Source organism: Staphylococcus sp. GDX8P114P-2 (assembly GCF_017892945.1).
Lineage (GTDB): Bacteria > Bacillota > Bacilli > Staphylococcales > Staphylococcaceae > Staphylococcus > Staphylococcus arlettae.
In genome coordinates this window covers 1-18,222 of the sequence record NZ_JAESMB010000013.1, presented here as the reverse complement: position 1 = coordinate 18,222, position 18,222 = coordinate 1, and the positions used below count along the sequence as shown (strand labels likewise).

The following is an 18,222-nucleotide window of genomic DNA, read 5'->3' as shown; positions in this document are numbered from 1 at the left end:
TTTATGGTAAAAGTTGCAGGACATGCACAGTCTAATTTAGGAAATATAGAAATTTCAACAGAGGTACTTGCAGTTACAGCAAGTATCGCTACATCTGAAATTAAAGGTATACATGGTCATTTTAAAGAATTAAGAAATGCGAATTTTGATGAAATTACGCAACGTCAATTAAATAAAGGAATCCAAATTGAAATTAAAGATGAAGATTTATATATCGATGTCTTTTGTGCTTTCGAACAAGGTGTAAATATCTCTGAAACAGCTAAAGCTATTCAAAACGCTATTTATAACGCTTTAACTACAATGACTGCAATTGAACCGAAGCAAATTAATATTCACATTTCGCATATCGCTGCAGCCAAAGGAAATAATAAATAGTAGGTTATTTAGTGACTGAGCCGTAGATATAAAAGAATGACACTTGAAGGAGTTAACAATGAGTAGAAAAGAATCGAGAACACAAGCGTTCCAAACATTATTTCAAATTGAAATTAAAAATAATACACTGACGATTAATGAGGCAATAAACTTTATTAAAGACGAAAATGAAGACTTAGATTTCGACTTTATTACTTGGCTAGTAACAGGCGTTAAAGATCACGAAACGGTATTAGATGATAAAATCCAACCCCATTTAAAAGAGTGGACTTTAGATAGACTGTTAAAAACAGATCGTATTATTTTAAGGATGGCAACTTTTGAATTATTACAAAGTGACACACCTAAAAAAGTAGTTATTAATGAAGCTGTGGAATTGGCAAAACAATTTAGTGATGATGATCATTATAAATTCATTAATGGTGTATTAAGTAATATTGAGTAAAAGAGTGGTAGATAACATGGCTGACTATTTAAGTGTTTCTGCTTTAACAAAATATATTAAATATAAATTTGATCAAGACCCTCATTTACAATCTGTATTAATCAAAGGCGAATTGTCCAACTTTAAAAAGCATTCTAGCGGACATTTGTATTTCAATGTTAAAGACCAGAATAGTGTGATTAATGCGATGATGTTCAAAGGCGTTGCAGCAAAGCTAGATTTTACACCTAAGGAAGGCGACCAAGTATTACTTGAGGCGCGTGTCTCTGTTTATGAGCGTCGAGGAAACTATCAAATATATGTAAATAAAATGCATATGGATGGCGTAGGAAATTTATATCAAAAACTAGAAGCATTAAAGAAAAAATTATCTGAAGCGGGTTATTTTGATGAACGGCATAAACAAGAGATACCAAAGTACCCCAAAAAAATAGCTGTTCTCACAGCAAGTACAGGTGCAGCAATCCGTGATATTTATTCAACGATTAATAATAGATATCCTCTTGCTGAGCAAGTACAAATCAGTACATTAGTTCAAGGGGAACAAGCTAAACAAGATATCATTGAAAAGATTCAATACGCTCAATCATTAGATGTAGATACTATCATCATTGGTAGAGGTGGCGGGTCTATAGAAGATTTGTGGAACTTTAATGAAGAAGAAGTTGTCAAAGCAATATTTAATTGTCCTAAGCCCATTATTTCTGCTGTAGGACACGAAACTGATTTTACTTTAAGTGATTTTGTAGCTGATATTAGGGCAGCAACGCCTACACAGGCAGCGGTAATCGCTACACCTGATCAATACGAATTGCATCAACAGCTTCGCCAAGTTAAATTATTTTTAACACGAAATATTAAACAACATGTTCAACAACAACGTAAATATTTAGAACATACAGCTTCTTATTATAAATTTAAAACACCATCATTACTTTATGACCAGCAAATTCAAAAGCGTGATGATTTAGAGAAACAATTAAAATTGAATATGCAGCTAACGTTACAAAATAATAAGCAACAATTATCATTGTTAAAAGGTCAATTTAATTTAAAAACTTTTAAACAAAATATTGTGACACATCGTAATCAAACGCTTCAAAAACAACAAGAATTAACTAAAATTATTCACGCTCAGCTCCATAACAAAAAAACAACACTTGCGAGTAAATTGGATAATCTTAATACTTTAAGTCCAACTAACACAATGTTGCGAGGTTATACAATTGTAAATAAAGATGAACAAGTAATTACAAGTACACAAGATTTAAAAGAAAATGATAATATTGAATTAACAATGAAAGATGGTATCGTTGAGGCTCAAGTAAAGAAAGTTAGGTGTAAAGATGAGTAACAAACAAAGTTTTGAAGAAATGATGGAAGAACTAGAAACAATCGTTCAAAAGTTAGATAATGAGAACGTATCTTTAGAAGAGTCATTAGAATTATATCAGCGTGGTATGAAACTCTCTGCTAGTTGTGATGAAACATTAAAAAATGCAGAACAAAAAGTCAATGAATTAATTAAAGAAGACGAAGAAGTAAAGGAACAAGATAATGAAACAAAAAGTTAACACATTCACTGAAGAAATTAATAATGCAATAGCAGTTATAATACCACAATCACCTTTATCAACTAACTTAGAAGAAAGTATGAGTTATTCATTGGAAGCTGGAGGCAAACGTATTCGCCCAGTTTTACTTTTATTAACATTAGATATGTTGACTAGTAACCATGAACAAGGATTATCACCGGCACTCGCCTTAGAAATGATTCATACTTATTCATTAATTCATGATGACTTACCACCAATGGACAATGATGATTATCGCAGAGGCAAACTGACTAATCATAAAGTTTATGGTGAATGGAAAGCGATCTTAGCTGGAGACGCTTTATTAACTAAAGCATTCGATGTCGTGTCGCATGACGAAACACTATCTGACTCCGTTAAACTGAAATTAATACAACGCTTGTCACAAGCAAGTGGTCATTTAGGAATGGTTGGCGGACAAACATTAGACATGCAAAGCGAAAATCAAGAAATACAAATTGATTTAGCTACGTTAGAACAAATTCATAGAACTAAAACAGGTGCCTTAATTACATTTGCCGTCATGGCTGCTTCTGACATTGCACAGGTAGAAAATCCTGTTGCTGATGCATTGTATGAATATAGTGATCATATTGGACTGATGTTCCAAATCAAAGATGACTTGCTAGATATATATGGCGACGAAGAAAAGTTAGGTAAGTCTGTTGGAAGTGATCTAGAAAATCATAAGAGTACTTATGTTTCATTATTAGGATTAGACGGTGCTGAAGAAAAACTACAACATCACACCGATGCTGCTTATGATTGTTTAGCTCAAATTGAGCAACAATATGATACATCCAATTTGAAATATATCATTGAACTATTCGTTAATAGAGATCACTAGTTAATAATAGGTTGTGATATAAAGTATATTACTGTAGCAATTATAATGGTATTACAATATAGCCATTACTAATATACTTTTATTCCAACCTATTTTATTTTTATTTAACCGAAACAACAATTTTATATTTATACAGTTAATTTATTTATATTAGCAACTATTTCAGGTAGAAACACTGGCCAGTAAAGAATCTAACTAAATTGCCAAGTTATATATACATTCTTAGTAGTAGATAATATCGCTGTATGATAAAATCAATGTATAAATATTCGTATATAGAGGTGTTATCATGGCTAAAAAGTCAGTTAGACATATTAAAATTAGAGAAATTATTTCTAATGAAAAAATTGAAACGCAAGATGAACTTGTTAAACGCTTAAATGAATATGAATTAAATGTTACGCAAGCGACTGTTTCAAGAGATATTAAAGAATTACAATTAATTAAAGTTCCAACGCCTACAGGACAATATGTTTATAGTTTACCAAATGACCGCAAATACCACCCTTTAGAAAAGCTAGGGCGCTATTTAATGGATTCTTTTGTCAACATTGATGGAACAGAGAATTTACTAGTGCTTAAAACACTGCCTGGTAATGCACAATCAATTGGAGCAATTTTAGACCAGATTGCTTGGGATGAAGTATTGGGTACTATATGTGGTGATGATACTTGTTTGATTATTTGTCGTGATAAAGAGGCAAGTGAAAACATTAAAACTAGAATCTTTAATTTATTATAGTTAGAGGGAAGTGATTTTACAATGTTGCAAACCTTATCAATAAAACAGTTTGCCATCATTGATGAATTAGAAATTCAATTTGGTGATGGCTTAACTGTACTTAGTGGTGAAACTGGTGCTGGAAAATCAATTATTATTGATGCTATAGGCCAGTTAATTGGTATGAGAGCTTCATCTGACTATGTACGTCACGGTGAGAAAAAAGCGGTTATAGAAGGTATCTTTGATATTGATAATAGTCAAGAAGCTATAGCTGTGTTGCATGATTTAGCTATAGATACAACGGAAGATTTTTTACTAGTTAAACGAGAAATTTTCAGCTCTGGCAAAAGTATGTGTAGAATCAATAATCAAATTGTTACGTTACAAGACTTACGTAGAGTAATGCAAGAATTGCTAGATATACACGGACAACATGAAACGCAAACTTTACTTAAACAAAAATACCATCTACAGTTATTAGATCATTATGCAGAGGATCAGTATAAATCATTAATTGATGATTATACACAGACCTTTAAAGCTTACAAAGCTAAAAAGAAAGAGTTGCATGATTTGGAAAGTGCAGATCAAGTATTATTACAACGTTTAGATTTATTGAAATTTCAAAATGATGAACTGTTAGAAGCGAACCTTGTTGAAGGTGAAACAGAGCAATTAGAGATGGATATTAAACGTATTCAAAATTCTGAAAATCTAAACTTAGCATTGAATAATGCTCATATGACTTTAACTGATGAACATGCTATCACAGATAGATTATATGAATTTAGCCACCAATTACAGACTATTAATGATATATTACCGAACAAATATGACAGTCTAAAAGAAAATGTGGACCAAATTTACTACACATTAGAAGATGCTAAACACCAAATTTATGATGAATTGTCAAATACTGAATTTGATGAACAATATTTGAACGAGTTAGAGTCACGTATGAACTTACTAAATAATTTAAAAAGAAAATATGGTAAAGATATTAGTGAACTAATACGTTATCAAACAACAATAGAAAACGAAATTAATAAAATAGAAAATTATGAAGAGAGTACTTCACAGTTAAGAGAAGAAATTCAATCCTTATATCAACAAGTATTATCTAAAGGTAAGGCGCTATCACAAGAACGTAGAGCTGTAGCACAAACATTACGTGATCATATTGTAGCGGAAATTCAAAATTTACAAATGAAAGATGCTAATTTGGAAATTTCTTTTAAACCATTAGATGAACCGAACATAGAAGGTATAGAATTTGTCGAATTTTTAATAAGCCCTAACAAAGGTGAACCGTTAAAAAGCTTAAATAAAATTGCTTCCGGTGGTGAATTATCCCGAATTATGTTAGCTTTAAAAAGTATATTTGTTAAATCACGTGGTCAAACTGCAATTTTATTTGATGAAGTCGATTCAGGTGTTTCCGGTCAGGCTGCACAAAAAATGGCAGAAAAAATGCGAGAAATTGCACAACATATACAAGTCATTTGCATTTCCCATTTACCACAAGTTGCAACAATGAGTGATCATCATTTACTTATAAGTAAAGTCGCACATGAAGATAGAACAACATCAAAAGTCACTGAACTAACAGATGATAAACGTATTGATGAAGTAGCTCGTATGATATCTGGGGCTAATGTAACTGAAATCACGAGACAAAATGCAAAAGAAATGATTGAACAAAATCGTTAAATACTAACCAACACTATGCCAATGAGAGTATTATTAATACACTTGAAAGGTGTTGAATGTAATGCAATATCAACATTTAGTACAAAACACTTCGTCTTTAGAAGGTAATGTCGCAATCATTTTTCCCAATAACGAGAAAATTATGTCAGTCGCAATTGAAGCTCTAAAAACAACGAACGTAAATATTTACCTGTATGATACTACAGATTTAACTGAGTTATTGCGTTCTTTTGATATTGATACCCAATATTTATTACGTATATCTACGCAAATTTTAGATAATGAAATTGACTTGTTTCAGACTGTTGCCAGCGATTTAATTAACGGTAAAATTAAAGTATTGATGAAAGGGAATATTGATTCAACAAAATTGATATCATTCCTCAACCAATATCCATCATTAGTACTTAACAATAAGATATTAAGCCATGTAGCTTGTTTTAATATACCAAAGTACCATAAGATGTTATTATTAAGCGATGTGGCCATTAATAACAATCCTACAGTGTCTGATAAAATAAAAATTATTGATAACCTTTTAACATTTACTCAAAACTTAGGATATAGCAAAATAAAAGTAGCTATGTTATCTGCAGTAGATGGTGTGGACTCACAAGTCACTTCTTCTGTTGATGCACAAGAAGTAACACAACACTTTTCAAAAAGTGTAAGACCATATTTATTAATAGATGGACCACTCGCTTTTGATAATGCTATAAGTATGGAAAGCGTAATAAGAAAATCAATAAAATCCCCAGTAGCAGGTGATACTGATGTATTGATTGTGCCTAATATAGATGTAGGAAATGCACTATATAAGTCATTTTCATATTTCGGGGACGCTTCTGTCGTTAGTTTAGTACTAGGTACTAATTTTCCAATCGTTGCCACTTCAAAAGCTGATAGCAAAAGCAATATGTTAGATTCATTATATTTTAGTTTAAGACTCAAAAAGCAATAACAAAATTAATTTAATTGCTATCATTTTTATAAATTAATAAAATAAGTTAAACTGTAAACATAATAAAACGAAAATGTTTACATAACTAATATAAAAAACAAAAGTAGAAATTACACAAAGACATACATTTTGTATACTGCTAAAATCACTATGTACTCATTCAAAGTGACATATGTTGATTTTAGCGGTAACTTGATTGTTTACACATTCCTTGTATTTTACGATAAAAAAGAAATGTCACGTCAATAAATGTTAGTTAGGAGCACAAATAATGTCAAAAGAACAATATGATTTAGTAATTTTAGGTGGAGGAACTGCAGGTTATGTTGCTGCAATAAGAGCAACTCAATTAGGTAAAAAAGTTGCTATAGTAGAAAATTCCTTATTAGGGGGAACATGCTTACATAAAGGTTGTATTCCAACTAAAGCCTTACTCAAATCAGCAGAAGTGATGCGCACAATTAATCATGCATCCGATTTTGGTGTAGATGTTGATTCATTTAAGCTTAATTATGAAAAAATACAAGAGAGAAAACAAGAAATCGTATCACAAATGCATAATGGTGTTTCACAATTAATGAAATACAATGAAATTGCCGTATTTAACGGAAATGGTCGTATATTAGGACCATCTCTATTTTCACCACAAAGTGGTACTATTTCCGTTGAATATGAAGATGGGGAATCGGAATTAATACCAAACTTAAATGTATTAATCGCTACTGGTTCTGAGCCTCTATCATTACCATTTTTACCTTTTGATCATCAAGTTGTTCTTTCGAGTGACGATATGCTTAACTTACAAAATCTTCCTCAAAATTTAGCAATTATTGGTGCAGGTGTTATAGGTTTAGAATTTGCATCGATGATGACAGATTTTGGTGTAGACGTAACTGTTATTGAAGCAGGTGAGCGAATCGCACCGACAGAAAGTAAGACTGTCGCAAAAACACTAAAACAAGATTTAGAAACACGAGGCGTAACTTTTCATGAAAAAGTGCAACTCAGTGCAGAAGATATTTCACAACAAGATGATGTAATTGAAATTAAAATTGCAGAATCTGAACAACGTTTTGATAAAGTATTAGTTGCTATTGGTCGCAAACCTCGAACTGAAGATATTGGATTAAACAATACAAAAATTCAAACAACAGATAAAGGTCATATTATTACAAATGACTATCAACAAACAGCCGACCAACATATTTATGCTGCAGGTGATTGTGTCGGTAAATTACAACTAGCACATGTTGGTTCTAAAGAAGGGATGGTTGCTGTTGAACATATGTTTGACCAAACGCCTTTACCAATAAATTATCAAATTATGCCTAGATGTATATATACACAACCAGAAGTTGCTTCGTTAGGTTTGAATGTCGAAGAAGCCAAAGCAGAAGGTTACAAAGCTAAAGCAGTAAAAGTGCCATTTAAAGCAATTGGCAAAGCTGTTATCGAAGATACTAAAAACCAAAGTGGCTTTTGTGAAATCGTGATTGATCAAGACCATGATACTGTATTAGGTATTAATATGATAGGACCGCATGTAACTGAATTAATCAATGAAGCATCATTGTTACAATTTATGAATGGCTCAACATTAGAACTTGGTTTAACAACACATGCTCACCCGTCACTGTCAGAAGTATTAATGGAGTTAGGCTTAAAGGTTGAAAATCGATCAATTCACGTTTAACAAGGAGGAAGAAATTTCATGTTTGATTATAAAGATGTAGGTCTTTCAACAGAAGACTTAAAATTAATGTATAAATGGATGGACTTAGGTCGTAAATTAGATGAACGTATGTGGTTACTTAATCGTGCCGGTAAAATACCTTTTGTCATAAGTTGTCAAGGTCAAGAAGCAGCACAAATAGGTATGGGCTTAGCGATGAAAGATGGTGATATTTCTGCACCTTATTATAGAGATTTAGCACTTGTTACTTACTTAGGAATGTCACCTCTTGATACAATGCTTTCTGCATTTGGTAAACGTGACGATATTAATTCAGGTGGTAAACAAATGCCAGCACACTTCAGCAATAAAAAAATTGGCATATTATCACAAAGTTCGCCCGTAGGTACACAGGTCTTACAAGGTGTGGGAGCTGCATTATCATTAAAAATGGATAAACAAGCTAATATTGCATTAGCAACTTTAGGTGAAGGTACTTCTAACCAAGGAGACTTTCATGAAGGACTTAATTTTGCAGGCGTTCACAAACTTCCATTTATTTGTGTTATTGAAAATAACAAATATGCTATTTCTGTGCCAGAGTCATTACAATACGGTGCGGAAAAATTATCTGATAGAGCTATCGGATACGGTATTCACGGTGAACGTGTTGATGGTAATGATCCAATTGCAATGTATAAGGTAATGAAAGAAGCAAGGGAACGTGCGTTAAATGGTGGCGGCTCAACACTCATCGAAGCAATGTGTACTCGTATGACAGCACATTCTTCTGATGATGATGACAGTGGCTATCGCTCTAAAGAAGAGTTAGATAGCTTGAAAACAGAAGATTGTAATGCATCATTTAGAGCATTTTTATTAAATGAAGGCATCATCGACGAACAATGGTTAGAAGATTTAGAGCAAGAACATAAATCGATTGTCAATCAAGCAACAAAAGAAGCAGAAAAAGCACCATATCCATCTCCAGAAGAAACTTATAGTTATGTCTATGAAGAAGGGAGCGTCAACAATGGCTAAATTAACTTACTTAGCAGCTATTCATCAAGCTATGGACCAAGCTATGGATAAAGATAACAATGTATTTATATTAGGTGAGGATGTTGGTTTAAAAGGTGGCGTTTTTGGTGCTACATTAGGTCTGCAACAAAAATATGGCAGCGAACGTGTCATCGATACACCGTTAGCAGAGTCTAACATTGTAGGAACTGGTGTAGGTGCAGCAATGATGGGAAAACGCCCAATTGCAGAAATACAATTTGCTGAGTATATTTTACCAGCTACCAATCAAATTATGAGTGAGGCAGCTAAAGTTAGATATCGTTCTAACAATGATTGGAGTTGTCCTTTAACAATACGCGCGCCATTTGGTGGTGGTATTCACGGTGCCTTATATCATTCACAAAGTATCGAGAGTGTCTTCGCTTCTACACCTGGTTTAACAATTGTTATTCCTTCAAATCCTTATGATGCAAAAGGGTTATTATTAGCATCAATTGAATCCAATGATCCCGTACTCTACTTTGAACATAAAAAAGCGTATCGTTTATTGAAAGAAGAAGTGCCTGAAGATTATTACACAGTGCCAATTGGTAAAGCTGATGTTAAACGACAAGGTAATGATATTACTGTTTTCACTTATGGTTTATGTGTAAATTATTGTATTCAAGCCGCTGACATGCTTGCCGAAGAAAATATAAGCGTTGAAGTTGTTGATTTACGTACAGTTTACCCACTAGATAAAGAAACAATTATCGCAAGAGCAAAAGAAACAGGAAAAATCTTACTCGTTACAGAAGACAATTTAGAAGGTAGTATAATGTCAGAAGTAGCAGCTATAATCGCTGAAAATTGCTTGTTTGATTTAGATGCGCCAATTATGCGTCTTGCAGGACCAGATGTACCATCTATGCCATTTTCTCCACCGTTAGAAGATGAATTTATGATGAATCCTGACAAAATACAAATAAAAATGCGAGAACTAGCAGAATACTAAGGAGGCCGCACAATGGAAATTAAAATGCCTAAACTAGGTGAAAGTGTGCATGAAGGTACAATTGAACAATGGTTAGTATCGGTCGGTGACACTGTAGAAGAATATGACCCGTTATGTGAAGTTATAACAGATAAAGTTACTGCGGAAGTGCCATCGTCATATGCCGGAACTATTACAGAAATTACTGTGAATGAAGGTGAAGTTGTAGAAGTTGGAGCAGTGATCTGTCACTTGGCAGTAGAAAATGAAGCGTCTACGGAAGAAGCATCAACTACAGCTAATAATGAAGAGGTTACAACATCAACACCTACTGAAACTCCATCTGAAACAGAGTCAGTTCAACAAGATTCTACTAAACCGAATAATAATGGGCGCTTTTCACCTGTAGTATTTAAACTTGCATCTGAAAATGAAATTAACTTATCACAAGTTGTAGGGACTGGATTTGAAGGACGTGTCACGAAAAAAGATATTGAAAAGGCCATTAAGGAAGGTACAGCTAAAGAGGCTTCGCATTTTGTTAATGCGCCGACGCCAACTGTCGATGACCAAAGCAGCATAGCTACACAACAGGCTGGTTCCTCTATTCCAGTAAATGGTGTACGTAGACAAATCGCGCAAAACATGGTCAATAGCGTTAATGAAATTCCACATGCATGGATGATGATTGAAGCAGATGCTACTAATCTAGTAAATACGAGAAATTATCATAAAGAAAGTTTTAAAGCAAAAGAAGGTTACAATATTACATTCTTTGCATTCTTTGTAAAAGCTGTTGCAGAGGCATTAAAAGCATTTCCGTTGTTAAATAGTAGCTGGCAAAATGATGAAATTGTTATTCATAAAGATGTGAATATTTCTATTGCAGTTGCTGATGAAGATAAATTATATGTACCTGTAATTAAAAATGCTGATGAAAAATCAATCAAGGGTATTGCTCGCGAAGTAAATGATTTAGCCCAAAAAGCACGCTATAAAAAATTACGTAGCGAAGATATGAAAGGTGGTACATTCACCGTTAACAATACTGGAACATTTGGTTCAGTATCATCGATGGGCATTATTAATCATCCACAAGCAGCAATTTTACAAATTGAATCAATTATCAAAAAGCCTGTCGTAATTGATGATATGATTGCTATTCGAAATATGGTTAATTTATGTTTATCTATTGATCATCGTATTTTAGATGGCTTACAAGCTGGTAGATTTATGAATTATGTAAAATCACGTATCGAACAATATTCAATTGAAAACACAAGTATATTTTAAGCAAAGCTAATTAAAAAAATCTTTATTGGAGCGAGATTAAGAAACGATACAAATTGTTCTTCTATCTCACTCCTATTTTTATGCATGTGAAACACGCGGGTTGAACAATTACCAAGAAATTAGTAAAATAATGATATTAATAAAGATATGGAAGGTGACCTGGTTATGGATTTAAATTTCGATTTATATATGAATGATGTCGTAGACCAAGCTAGAAACGAAATGGTCGAAGCGGGATATGAACAATTAACGTCTGCTGAAGAAGTAGATAAAGTATTACAACAAGATGGCACTACTTTAGTAATGGTAAACTCAGTCTGCGGATGTGCAGGTGGTATGGCTCGTCCAGCAGCCGCTCATTCTCTACACTATGATACGCTCCCGGATCGCCTAGTGACTGTTTTTGCTGGTCAAGATAAAGAAGCAACACAACAAGCACGTGATTACTTCGAAGGTTATGCACCTTCAAGTCCATCATTTGCATTAATTAAAGATGGACAAATTACTGAAATGATAGAACGTCATCAAATAGAAGGTCACGATGTGATGGATGTTATTACGCAATTACAATCTTTATTCGATAAATACTGCGAAGAAAGATAAAGAGGCCAAATATCATGCCACGTTTAAATCCATATAAAATAGGATTTAGGACGATAAAGACGGCCATTGGAATGGCACTAGGAATTATTATTGCACAACTGTTAGGGTTAGATAATTTTTCTTCTAGTGCCATTTTAGTTGTACTTTGCATAAAGCATACAAAAGTTCATTCTGTACAAGCAATAGCTTCACGTTTTGTATGTTGTGCGCTAATATTAATATTTGGTTCAATTATTTTTAATTACTTCGGACAACACGCACTAATACTAGGTCTTATCGTACTGTTTTTTATACCGCTAACAGTAGTTTTAAAGGTTCAAGAAGGCATAGTAACCAGTTGCGTAATCTTGCTTCATGTCTTTAACGCACAAACTATTGATATAAATTTATTTTTCAATGAGATTTTATTATTAATTGTAGGTTTAGGTATAGCCTTTTTAATGAATATGATTATGCCAAGCTTAGATAAAAATTTAAAACAATATAAGCATGAAATTGAAGATTATTTTACAGAAGTTTTTAAAACATATAGCGAAGTATGTAGAGATCCAAGCCGTTCATTAGATTTATCGTTTTCTCAAATCCAATTTACCATCAAAAAAGCAAAATCACTTGCTTTTAGAGATGTTAAAAATCATTTTGGCAGAAATGAAAACTCATATTATCATTATTTTGATATGCGTGAGGAGCAGCTTGATTTGTTACGCAGAATTCAAAACATGTTGCAAAATATAGAGTGTTCAGATTTATTATTAGACCAATTAAGTAACTTATTATTAGAAATAGCCGAAAATGTGAATAGTAATGATTATACTTTACTGCGTTTACATTCATTATATGAAATTCGACTTGAATTAGACAAAATGCCTTTACCACAATCACAAAACGCATTACAAACAAGAGCTAGTCTTATGCAGTTGTTAAATGAATTGGAAGAATATTTACTAATCAAATCAGATTTCGGATCTTTAAAAATGCATCATGAATCACACAGTGCATAAAAAGAACCTAAGTGAGTAACATTAACTCACTTAGGTTCTTTTTAATTACTATCCCATCATTGGAGCAAAACTTGATAAAATTAAAGCTAATACTACTGCAACGAGCATGACCACAATGATAACTCTTAATACTTTATTATTATTCACTTAAAATTCCTCCGTAAAACTTATAATATCTTATCCACAATACATAGTTTACTCTAATTGTTAATATAAGCATATTTTATAATAGATTGCTGATGAATGGAAGTAATCAAATATGTTTCGTAAATGACTAATTTTGTTTACACTTAACAATAATGACTATAATACTAATACTATGCAGAAACACATATTTTAGGAGTGGAACTATGATCAATCAAGAACGTTTAATTAATAATTTTTTAGATTTAGTTAAGATTAATTCTGAATCGGGATATGAAGCATCGATTCAAGAATATTTAAAATCATACTTCCGACAATTACATGTGCAAGTCACAGAAGATAACGCCGGGTCATACGAATATCTCGGAGCCAATAATTTAATTTGTACATTAGCACCATATAATGCACATGACAATAGCGATAAAATTTACTTTACTAGTCATATGGATACCGTGGCACCAGGTAAAAACATCAAGCCAGTAATAAGTGAAGACGGATATATTTATTCTGATGGTACTACAGTTTTAGGCGCAGATGATAAAGCTGGCATAGCTGCAATCTTAGAATTAATACATACATTACAAGATTATGATATTGCACACGGACAAATACAGTTTATTATAACTGTAGGTGAAGAATCTGGGCTAGAAGGCGCTAAAGTATTAGATAGTACATTATTAGATGCAGAATACGGTTATGCAGTAGATGCCAGCGTTCCTGTCGGTACTACTGTTATAGGTGCCCCGACACAAATGAAATTAGTAGCAACAATACATGGTAAAAAGGCACATGCAAGTACACCAAATAAAGGAATAAGTGCTATTAACATAGCTGCAAAAGCCATTAGCAATATGCATTTAGGTCAAATTGACCATGAAACGACAGCAAATATTGGTCGTTTTGAAGGTGGCTCTGCAACAAATGTCGTTGCAGATAAAGTAACTTTACAAGCAGAAGCACGTTCCCATTCTCCACAAAAAGTAGAAGCTCAAATTAATCATATGAAAAAAATATTTGAAGCGACCGCTACGAATTACGGAAGCTCAGCAACAGTAGAGACATACCAAACCTACACAGGTTTTAAAATTGATGACCAAAGTAAAGTTACACAAGTAGCACAGTCCAGTGCAACACAATTAAATTTAGAACCACAAACAGTTATTGCTGGAGGTGGATCCGACGGTAATATTATTAATGGCTATGGTATTCCTACAGTGATTTTAGGTGTTGGTTATGAATTTATACACACAACTGAAGAACGTATGGAGATAAAATCGTTAACAGCATTAGCTCAGCAGTTACTTAAAATCACACAAATTGCTAATCAAGGTTAGAAACTCATTTAGTGATGTGATTACTGCTTTGTGATACAATAAACATGTAAACTTTAATAAGAGAGGTTAGTAATATGACACAACAAATTGGTGTAGTAGGTTTAGCAGTAATGGGTAAAAACCTTGCTTGGAATATTGAATCACGTGGTAATAGCGTTTCAGTATTCAATCGTTCATCTGAAAAAACAGATGAAATGGTAAAAGAATCCGAAGGTAAAAATATCCATCCAACATATTCAATTGAAGAGTTTGTTAATTCTTTAGAAAAACCCCGCAAGATTCTATTGATGGTCAAAGCTGGTCCAGCTACAGATGCAACAATAGATAGCTTATTACCGTTATTAGATAACGACGACATTCTTATTGATGGTGGTAATACAAACTATCAAGATACAATCAGACGTAATAAAGCTTTAGCTGAAAGCGGCGTTAACTTTATTGGTATGGGTGTATCAGGTGGTGAAGTAGGAGCATTAACAGGTCCTTCTTTAATGCCAGGTGGACAAAAAGAAGCATTTGATAAAGTAAGTGATATCCTTGAATCTATCTCAGCAAAAGCTAAAGATGGCGCACCATGTGTTGCTTATATTGGCCCTAATGGCGCTGGCCACTATGTAAAAATGGTACATAATGGTATCGAATACGCTGACATGCAATTAATTGCTGAAAGCTATGCAATGATGAAAGATTTATTAGGAATGTCTCATGAAGAAATTTCTAACACATTCAAAGACTGGAATGCAGGAGAACTTTCTAGTTACTTAATCGAAATCACTGGTGATATCTTCACAAAACTTGACGAAGGTTCTGATGAAGCACTTGTTGAAAAAATATTAGATACTGCTGGACAAAAAGGTACTGGTAAATGGACATCTATTAACGCATTAGAATTAGGTATTCCATTAACAATCATTACTGAATCAGTATTTGCAAGATTTATCTCTTCTATAAAAGAAGAACGTGTAAATGCGTCTAAACAATTAAATGGTCCTAGTGCAAACTTTACAGGTAATAAAGAGGAATTCCTTGAAAAAATTCGTAAAGCTTTATATATGAGTAAAATTTGTTCATATGCACAAGGTTTCACACAAATGAAAAAAGCTAGTGAAGACAACGACTGGAATTTAAAATTAGGCGATTTAGCTATGATTTGGAGAGAAGGTTGTATCATTCGCGCTCAATTCCTACAAAAAATTAAAGATGCGTATGATAATGATTCAAACTTACAAAATTTATTACTAGATCCATACTTTAAAGATATCGTAACAAATTATCAAGATGCACTACGTGATGTAGTTGCAACTGGTGTGCAAAATGGTGTACCAACACCTGGTTTCTCAGCAAGCATTAACTATTATGATAGTTACCGCTCTGAAGACTTACCAGCAAACTTAATCCAAGCACAACGTGACTATTTTGGTGCACACACTTATGAACGTAAAGACCGTGAAGGTGTTTACCATACACAATGGATTGAAGACTAATTATATTTAGCATAAGCACTCATTGAGAGTGCTTTGCTTTTCAACATATATGGAACCGATTACATTTCTTAAACTATTTTTATATAATTAATGTTTCAATCCATATCTATATATATTTTAATTAATCTATTTTAAAACGGAGGTCTAAAATGACGACTAAAAAATGGTGGAAAGAAGCAGTTGCCTATCAAGTTTATCCAAGAAGTTTTAATGACTCAAATAACGACGGTATAGGTGATTTAAATGGACTAATTGCTAAATTAGATTATTTAGTAGACTTAGGGATCGATATTATTTGGTTATCCCCAATGTACAAATCGCCAAATGATGATAATGGTTACGATATTAGTGATTACTTTGATATTATGGATGAATTTGGTACTATGGCTGAATTTGATGCTTTGTTAGAAGCTGTGCATAATAAAGGGATGAGGTTAATTCTAGATTTAGTTGTTAATCACACTTCCGATGAACATCCATGGTTTATCGAATCACGTTCCAGTAAAACTAATGCTAAAAGGGATTGGTATATTTGGCAAGATCCACAACCAGATGGTAGTGAGCCAAACAATTGGGAAAGTATTTTTAATGGTTCTACATGGGAATATGATCAAAAAACTGAGCAATATTATTTCCATTTATTCAGCAAAAAACAACCTGATTTGAATTGGGAAAATCCAGAAGTGCGACAAGCTGTCATTTCAATGATGAATTGGTGGTTCGATAAAGGAATTGATGGTTTTAGAGTAGATGCAATCACTCATATTAAAAAGTCATTCGACAAAGGCAATTTACCAACAACGAGTCAGCAGAAATTTGCACCAGCTTTTGATGCTGCAATGAATCAACCAGGTATTCATACATGGTTACAAGAAGTCAAAGAGGGTAGCTTAGATCATTATGATATTATGACTGTTGGTGAAGCTAATGGTGTTAGCCCCGCTGATGCACACCTGTGGGTTGGTGAAAATGAAGGTAAATTCGATATGATTTTCCAATTTGAACATTTAGGATTATGGCAAACAGGGGAAAGTAGCTTTGATGTATTAGCATATAAAAATGTTTTAGCTACATGGCAAAAACGTCTAGAAAATAACGGTTGGAATGCCTTATTTATCGAAAATCATGATCAACCACGCCGAGTATCAACTTGGGGAGATGATCAACAATTTTGGTATGAATCTGCAACAAGCCATGCAATCGTCTATTTCCTACAACAAGGGACACCATTCATTTATCAAGGACAAGAAATAGGTATGACTAACTATCCTTTCGAGCATATTGAAACCTTTAATGATGTTGCAGTTATAAATGAATATAATATTGTTAAAGCTCAAGGTGGCGACACAGAAGCCTTGTTACACAAACATAAAATGGAAAACAGAGATAATGGTCGGACACCTATGCAGTGGAACACTGATAAACATGCTGGCTTTTCAACTGCTGAACCTTGGTTCCCAGTAAATCCAAACTATAAAGATATTAATGTGGCACAACAACTTGAAGATCCAGATTCAATTTTAAATTTCTATAAGGACTTAATTAAAGTTAAAAAGTCGGATGATGTGTTCACTTATGGTCAGTTTGACTTAGTTGATGAAAATAATAGTCAGGTTTTTGCTTATACTCGTAAATTAAATGACATAACTTACTTAATAGTTGGAAATTTAACTGATAAAAATGCGCAGTTATCGCTAGATAATAATAGTAATAAACCACAAACAATATTACATAATTATGATGGTGATATTGATTTACAAAATTTACGACCTTTTGAAGCAGCAGTAATTAAATTATAATGGTAACAGGGAGTGGGACAGAAATCTGATTTTGAAAAAATGATTTCGTCGTCCCACCCCGGCAAGGATGACTAGCGTTGAAAAAAGCTTGGTTTAAAGCGCATTTTCAATGCAGTCAGCTACTGCCCATATGAAAAAAGGCTAGGACAATCAATATTGTCCCAGCCTCTTCAAACTGTCGATAAAGTTTACAACTTTGTTGGCAGTTTTTTTTGTACACATTCTGTGATCACTGC

Annotated in this window: 17 protein-coding genes; all 17 read left to right on the top strand. The window is 33.2% G+C overall.

The genetic code is table 11. The features are described 5' to 3' along the window. The first annotated feature begins 3 nt into the window (after positions 1-3). The 17 genes from KA845_RS06675 (at position 4) to KA845_RS06595 (ending at position 17,986) form a co-directional block, all read left to right on the top strand. A complete protein-coding gene (locus KA845_RS06675; protein WP_002509740.1) occupies positions 4-378 on the top strand; it encodes an Asp23/Gls24 family envelope stress response protein in 375 nt (124 codons plus the stop codon). Between the two features lie 58 nt (positions 379-436). Then, complete coding sequence (nusB, locus tag KA845_RS06670) at positions 437-823, top strand: transcription antitermination factor NusB (protein ID WP_002509739.1); 387 nt, start codon at positions 437-439, stop codon at positions 821-823. 16 nt (positions 824-839) lie between these two features. Further along, the gene (gene xseA, locus KA845_RS06665) at positions 840-2,177 is read left to right on the top strand and encodes an exodeoxyribonuclease VII large subunit (protein WP_002509738.1); all 1,338 of its coding nucleotides are present in this window, start codon (positions 840-842) and stop codon (positions 2,175-2,177) included. Further along, on the top strand, positions 2,170-2,397 hold the full coding sequence (locus KA845_RS06660) for an exodeoxyribonuclease VII small subunit (RefSeq protein WP_002509737.1): 228 nt from the start codon (positions 2,170-2,172) through the stop codon (positions 2,395-2,397). The genes xseA and KA845_RS06660 overlap by 8 nt, the downstream gene beginning before the upstream one ends. Beyond that, positions 2,381-3,265, top strand: coding sequence for a polyprenyl synthetase family protein (locus tag KA845_RS06655; protein WP_210127877.1), 885 nt, complete (start codon positions 2,381-2,383; stop codon positions 3,263-3,265). The genes KA845_RS06660 and KA845_RS06655 overlap by 17 nt, the downstream gene beginning before the upstream one ends. Before the next feature lie 289 nt (positions 3,266-3,554). Next, complete coding sequence (gene ahrC, locus KA845_RS06650; protein WP_002509735.1) at positions 3,555-4,007, top strand: transcriptional regulator AhrC/ArgR; 453 nt, start codon at positions 3,555-3,557, stop codon at positions 4,005-4,007. 21 nt (positions 4,008-4,028) lie between these two features. Next, positions 4,029-5,699, top strand: coding sequence for a DNA repair protein RecN (gene recN, locus KA845_RS06645; protein WP_210127876.1), 1,671 nt, complete (start codon positions 4,029-4,031; stop codon positions 5,697-5,699). Positions 5,700-5,760: 61 nt separating this feature from the next. Then, positions 5,761-6,660: a phosphate acyltransferase gene (locus KA845_RS06640; protein WP_021459938.1), complete on the top strand. Its 900-nt coding sequence runs from the start codon at positions 5,761-5,763 to the stop codon at positions 6,658-6,660. 271 nt (positions 6,661-6,931) lie between these two features. Continuing rightward, positions 6,932-8,353, top strand: coding sequence for a dihydrolipoyl dehydrogenase (gene lpdA, locus KA845_RS06635; RefSeq protein WP_210127875.1), 1,422 nt, complete (start codon positions 6,932-6,934; stop codon positions 8,351-8,353). Positions 8,354-8,371: 18 nt separating this feature from the next. Then, positions 8,372-9,373 carry a thiamine pyrophosphate-dependent dehydrogenase E1 component subunit alpha gene (locus KA845_RS06630; protein WP_002509731.1) on the top strand — a complete coding sequence of 334 codons (1,002 nt, stop codon included), beginning with the start codon at positions 8,372-8,374 and terminating at the stop codon, positions 9,371-9,373. Next, positions 9,366-10,349 (top strand): alpha-ketoacid dehydrogenase subunit beta, encoded by a 984-nt coding sequence (locus tag KA845_RS06625; RefSeq protein WP_210127874.1) that lies wholly within the window; start codon positions 9,366-9,368, stop codon positions 10,347-10,349. Before KA845_RS06630 ends, KA845_RS06625 begins: the two co-directional genes overlap by 8 nt. A 12-nt stretch (positions 10,350-10,361) precedes the next feature. Next, positions 10,362-11,621: a dihydrolipoamide acetyltransferase family protein gene (locus KA845_RS06620; protein WP_107373492.1), complete on the top strand. Its 1,260-nt coding sequence runs from the start codon at positions 10,362-10,364 to the stop codon at positions 11,619-11,621. 165 nt (positions 11,622-11,786) lie between these two features. Next, complete coding sequence (gene brxB, locus KA845_RS06615) at positions 11,787-12,224, top strand: bacilliredoxin BrxB (protein WP_002509727.1); 438 nt, start codon at positions 11,787-11,789, stop codon at positions 12,222-12,224. Positions 12,225-12,238: 14 nt separating this feature from the next. After that, positions 12,239-13,225, top strand: coding sequence for an aromatic acid exporter family protein (locus KA845_RS06610; RefSeq protein WP_103387873.1), 987 nt, complete (start codon positions 12,239-12,241; stop codon positions 13,223-13,225). Positions 13,226-13,575: 350 nt separating this feature from the next. Further along, the gene (locus tag KA845_RS06605; RefSeq protein ID WP_151508051.1) at positions 13,576-14,703 is read left to right on the top strand and encodes a M20/M25/M40 family metallo-hydrolase; all 1,128 of its coding nucleotides are present in this window, start codon (positions 13,576-13,578) and stop codon (positions 14,701-14,703) included. A 74-nt stretch (positions 14,704-14,777) separates the two neighbouring features. After that, positions 14,778-16,187 carry an NADP-dependent phosphogluconate dehydrogenase gene (gndA, locus tag KA845_RS06600; protein WP_002509724.1) on the top strand — a complete coding sequence of 470 codons (1,410 nt, stop codon included), beginning with the start codon at positions 14,778-14,780 and terminating at the stop codon, positions 16,185-16,187. Between the two features lie 149 nt (positions 16,188-16,336). Beyond that, positions 16,337-17,986 carry a glycoside hydrolase family 13 protein gene (locus KA845_RS06595; RefSeq protein ID WP_210127873.1) on the top strand — a complete coding sequence of 550 codons (1,650 nt, stop codon included), beginning with the start codon at positions 16,337-16,339 and terminating at the stop codon, positions 17,984-17,986. The last annotated feature ends 236 nt before the right edge of the window (positions 17,987-18,222 follow it).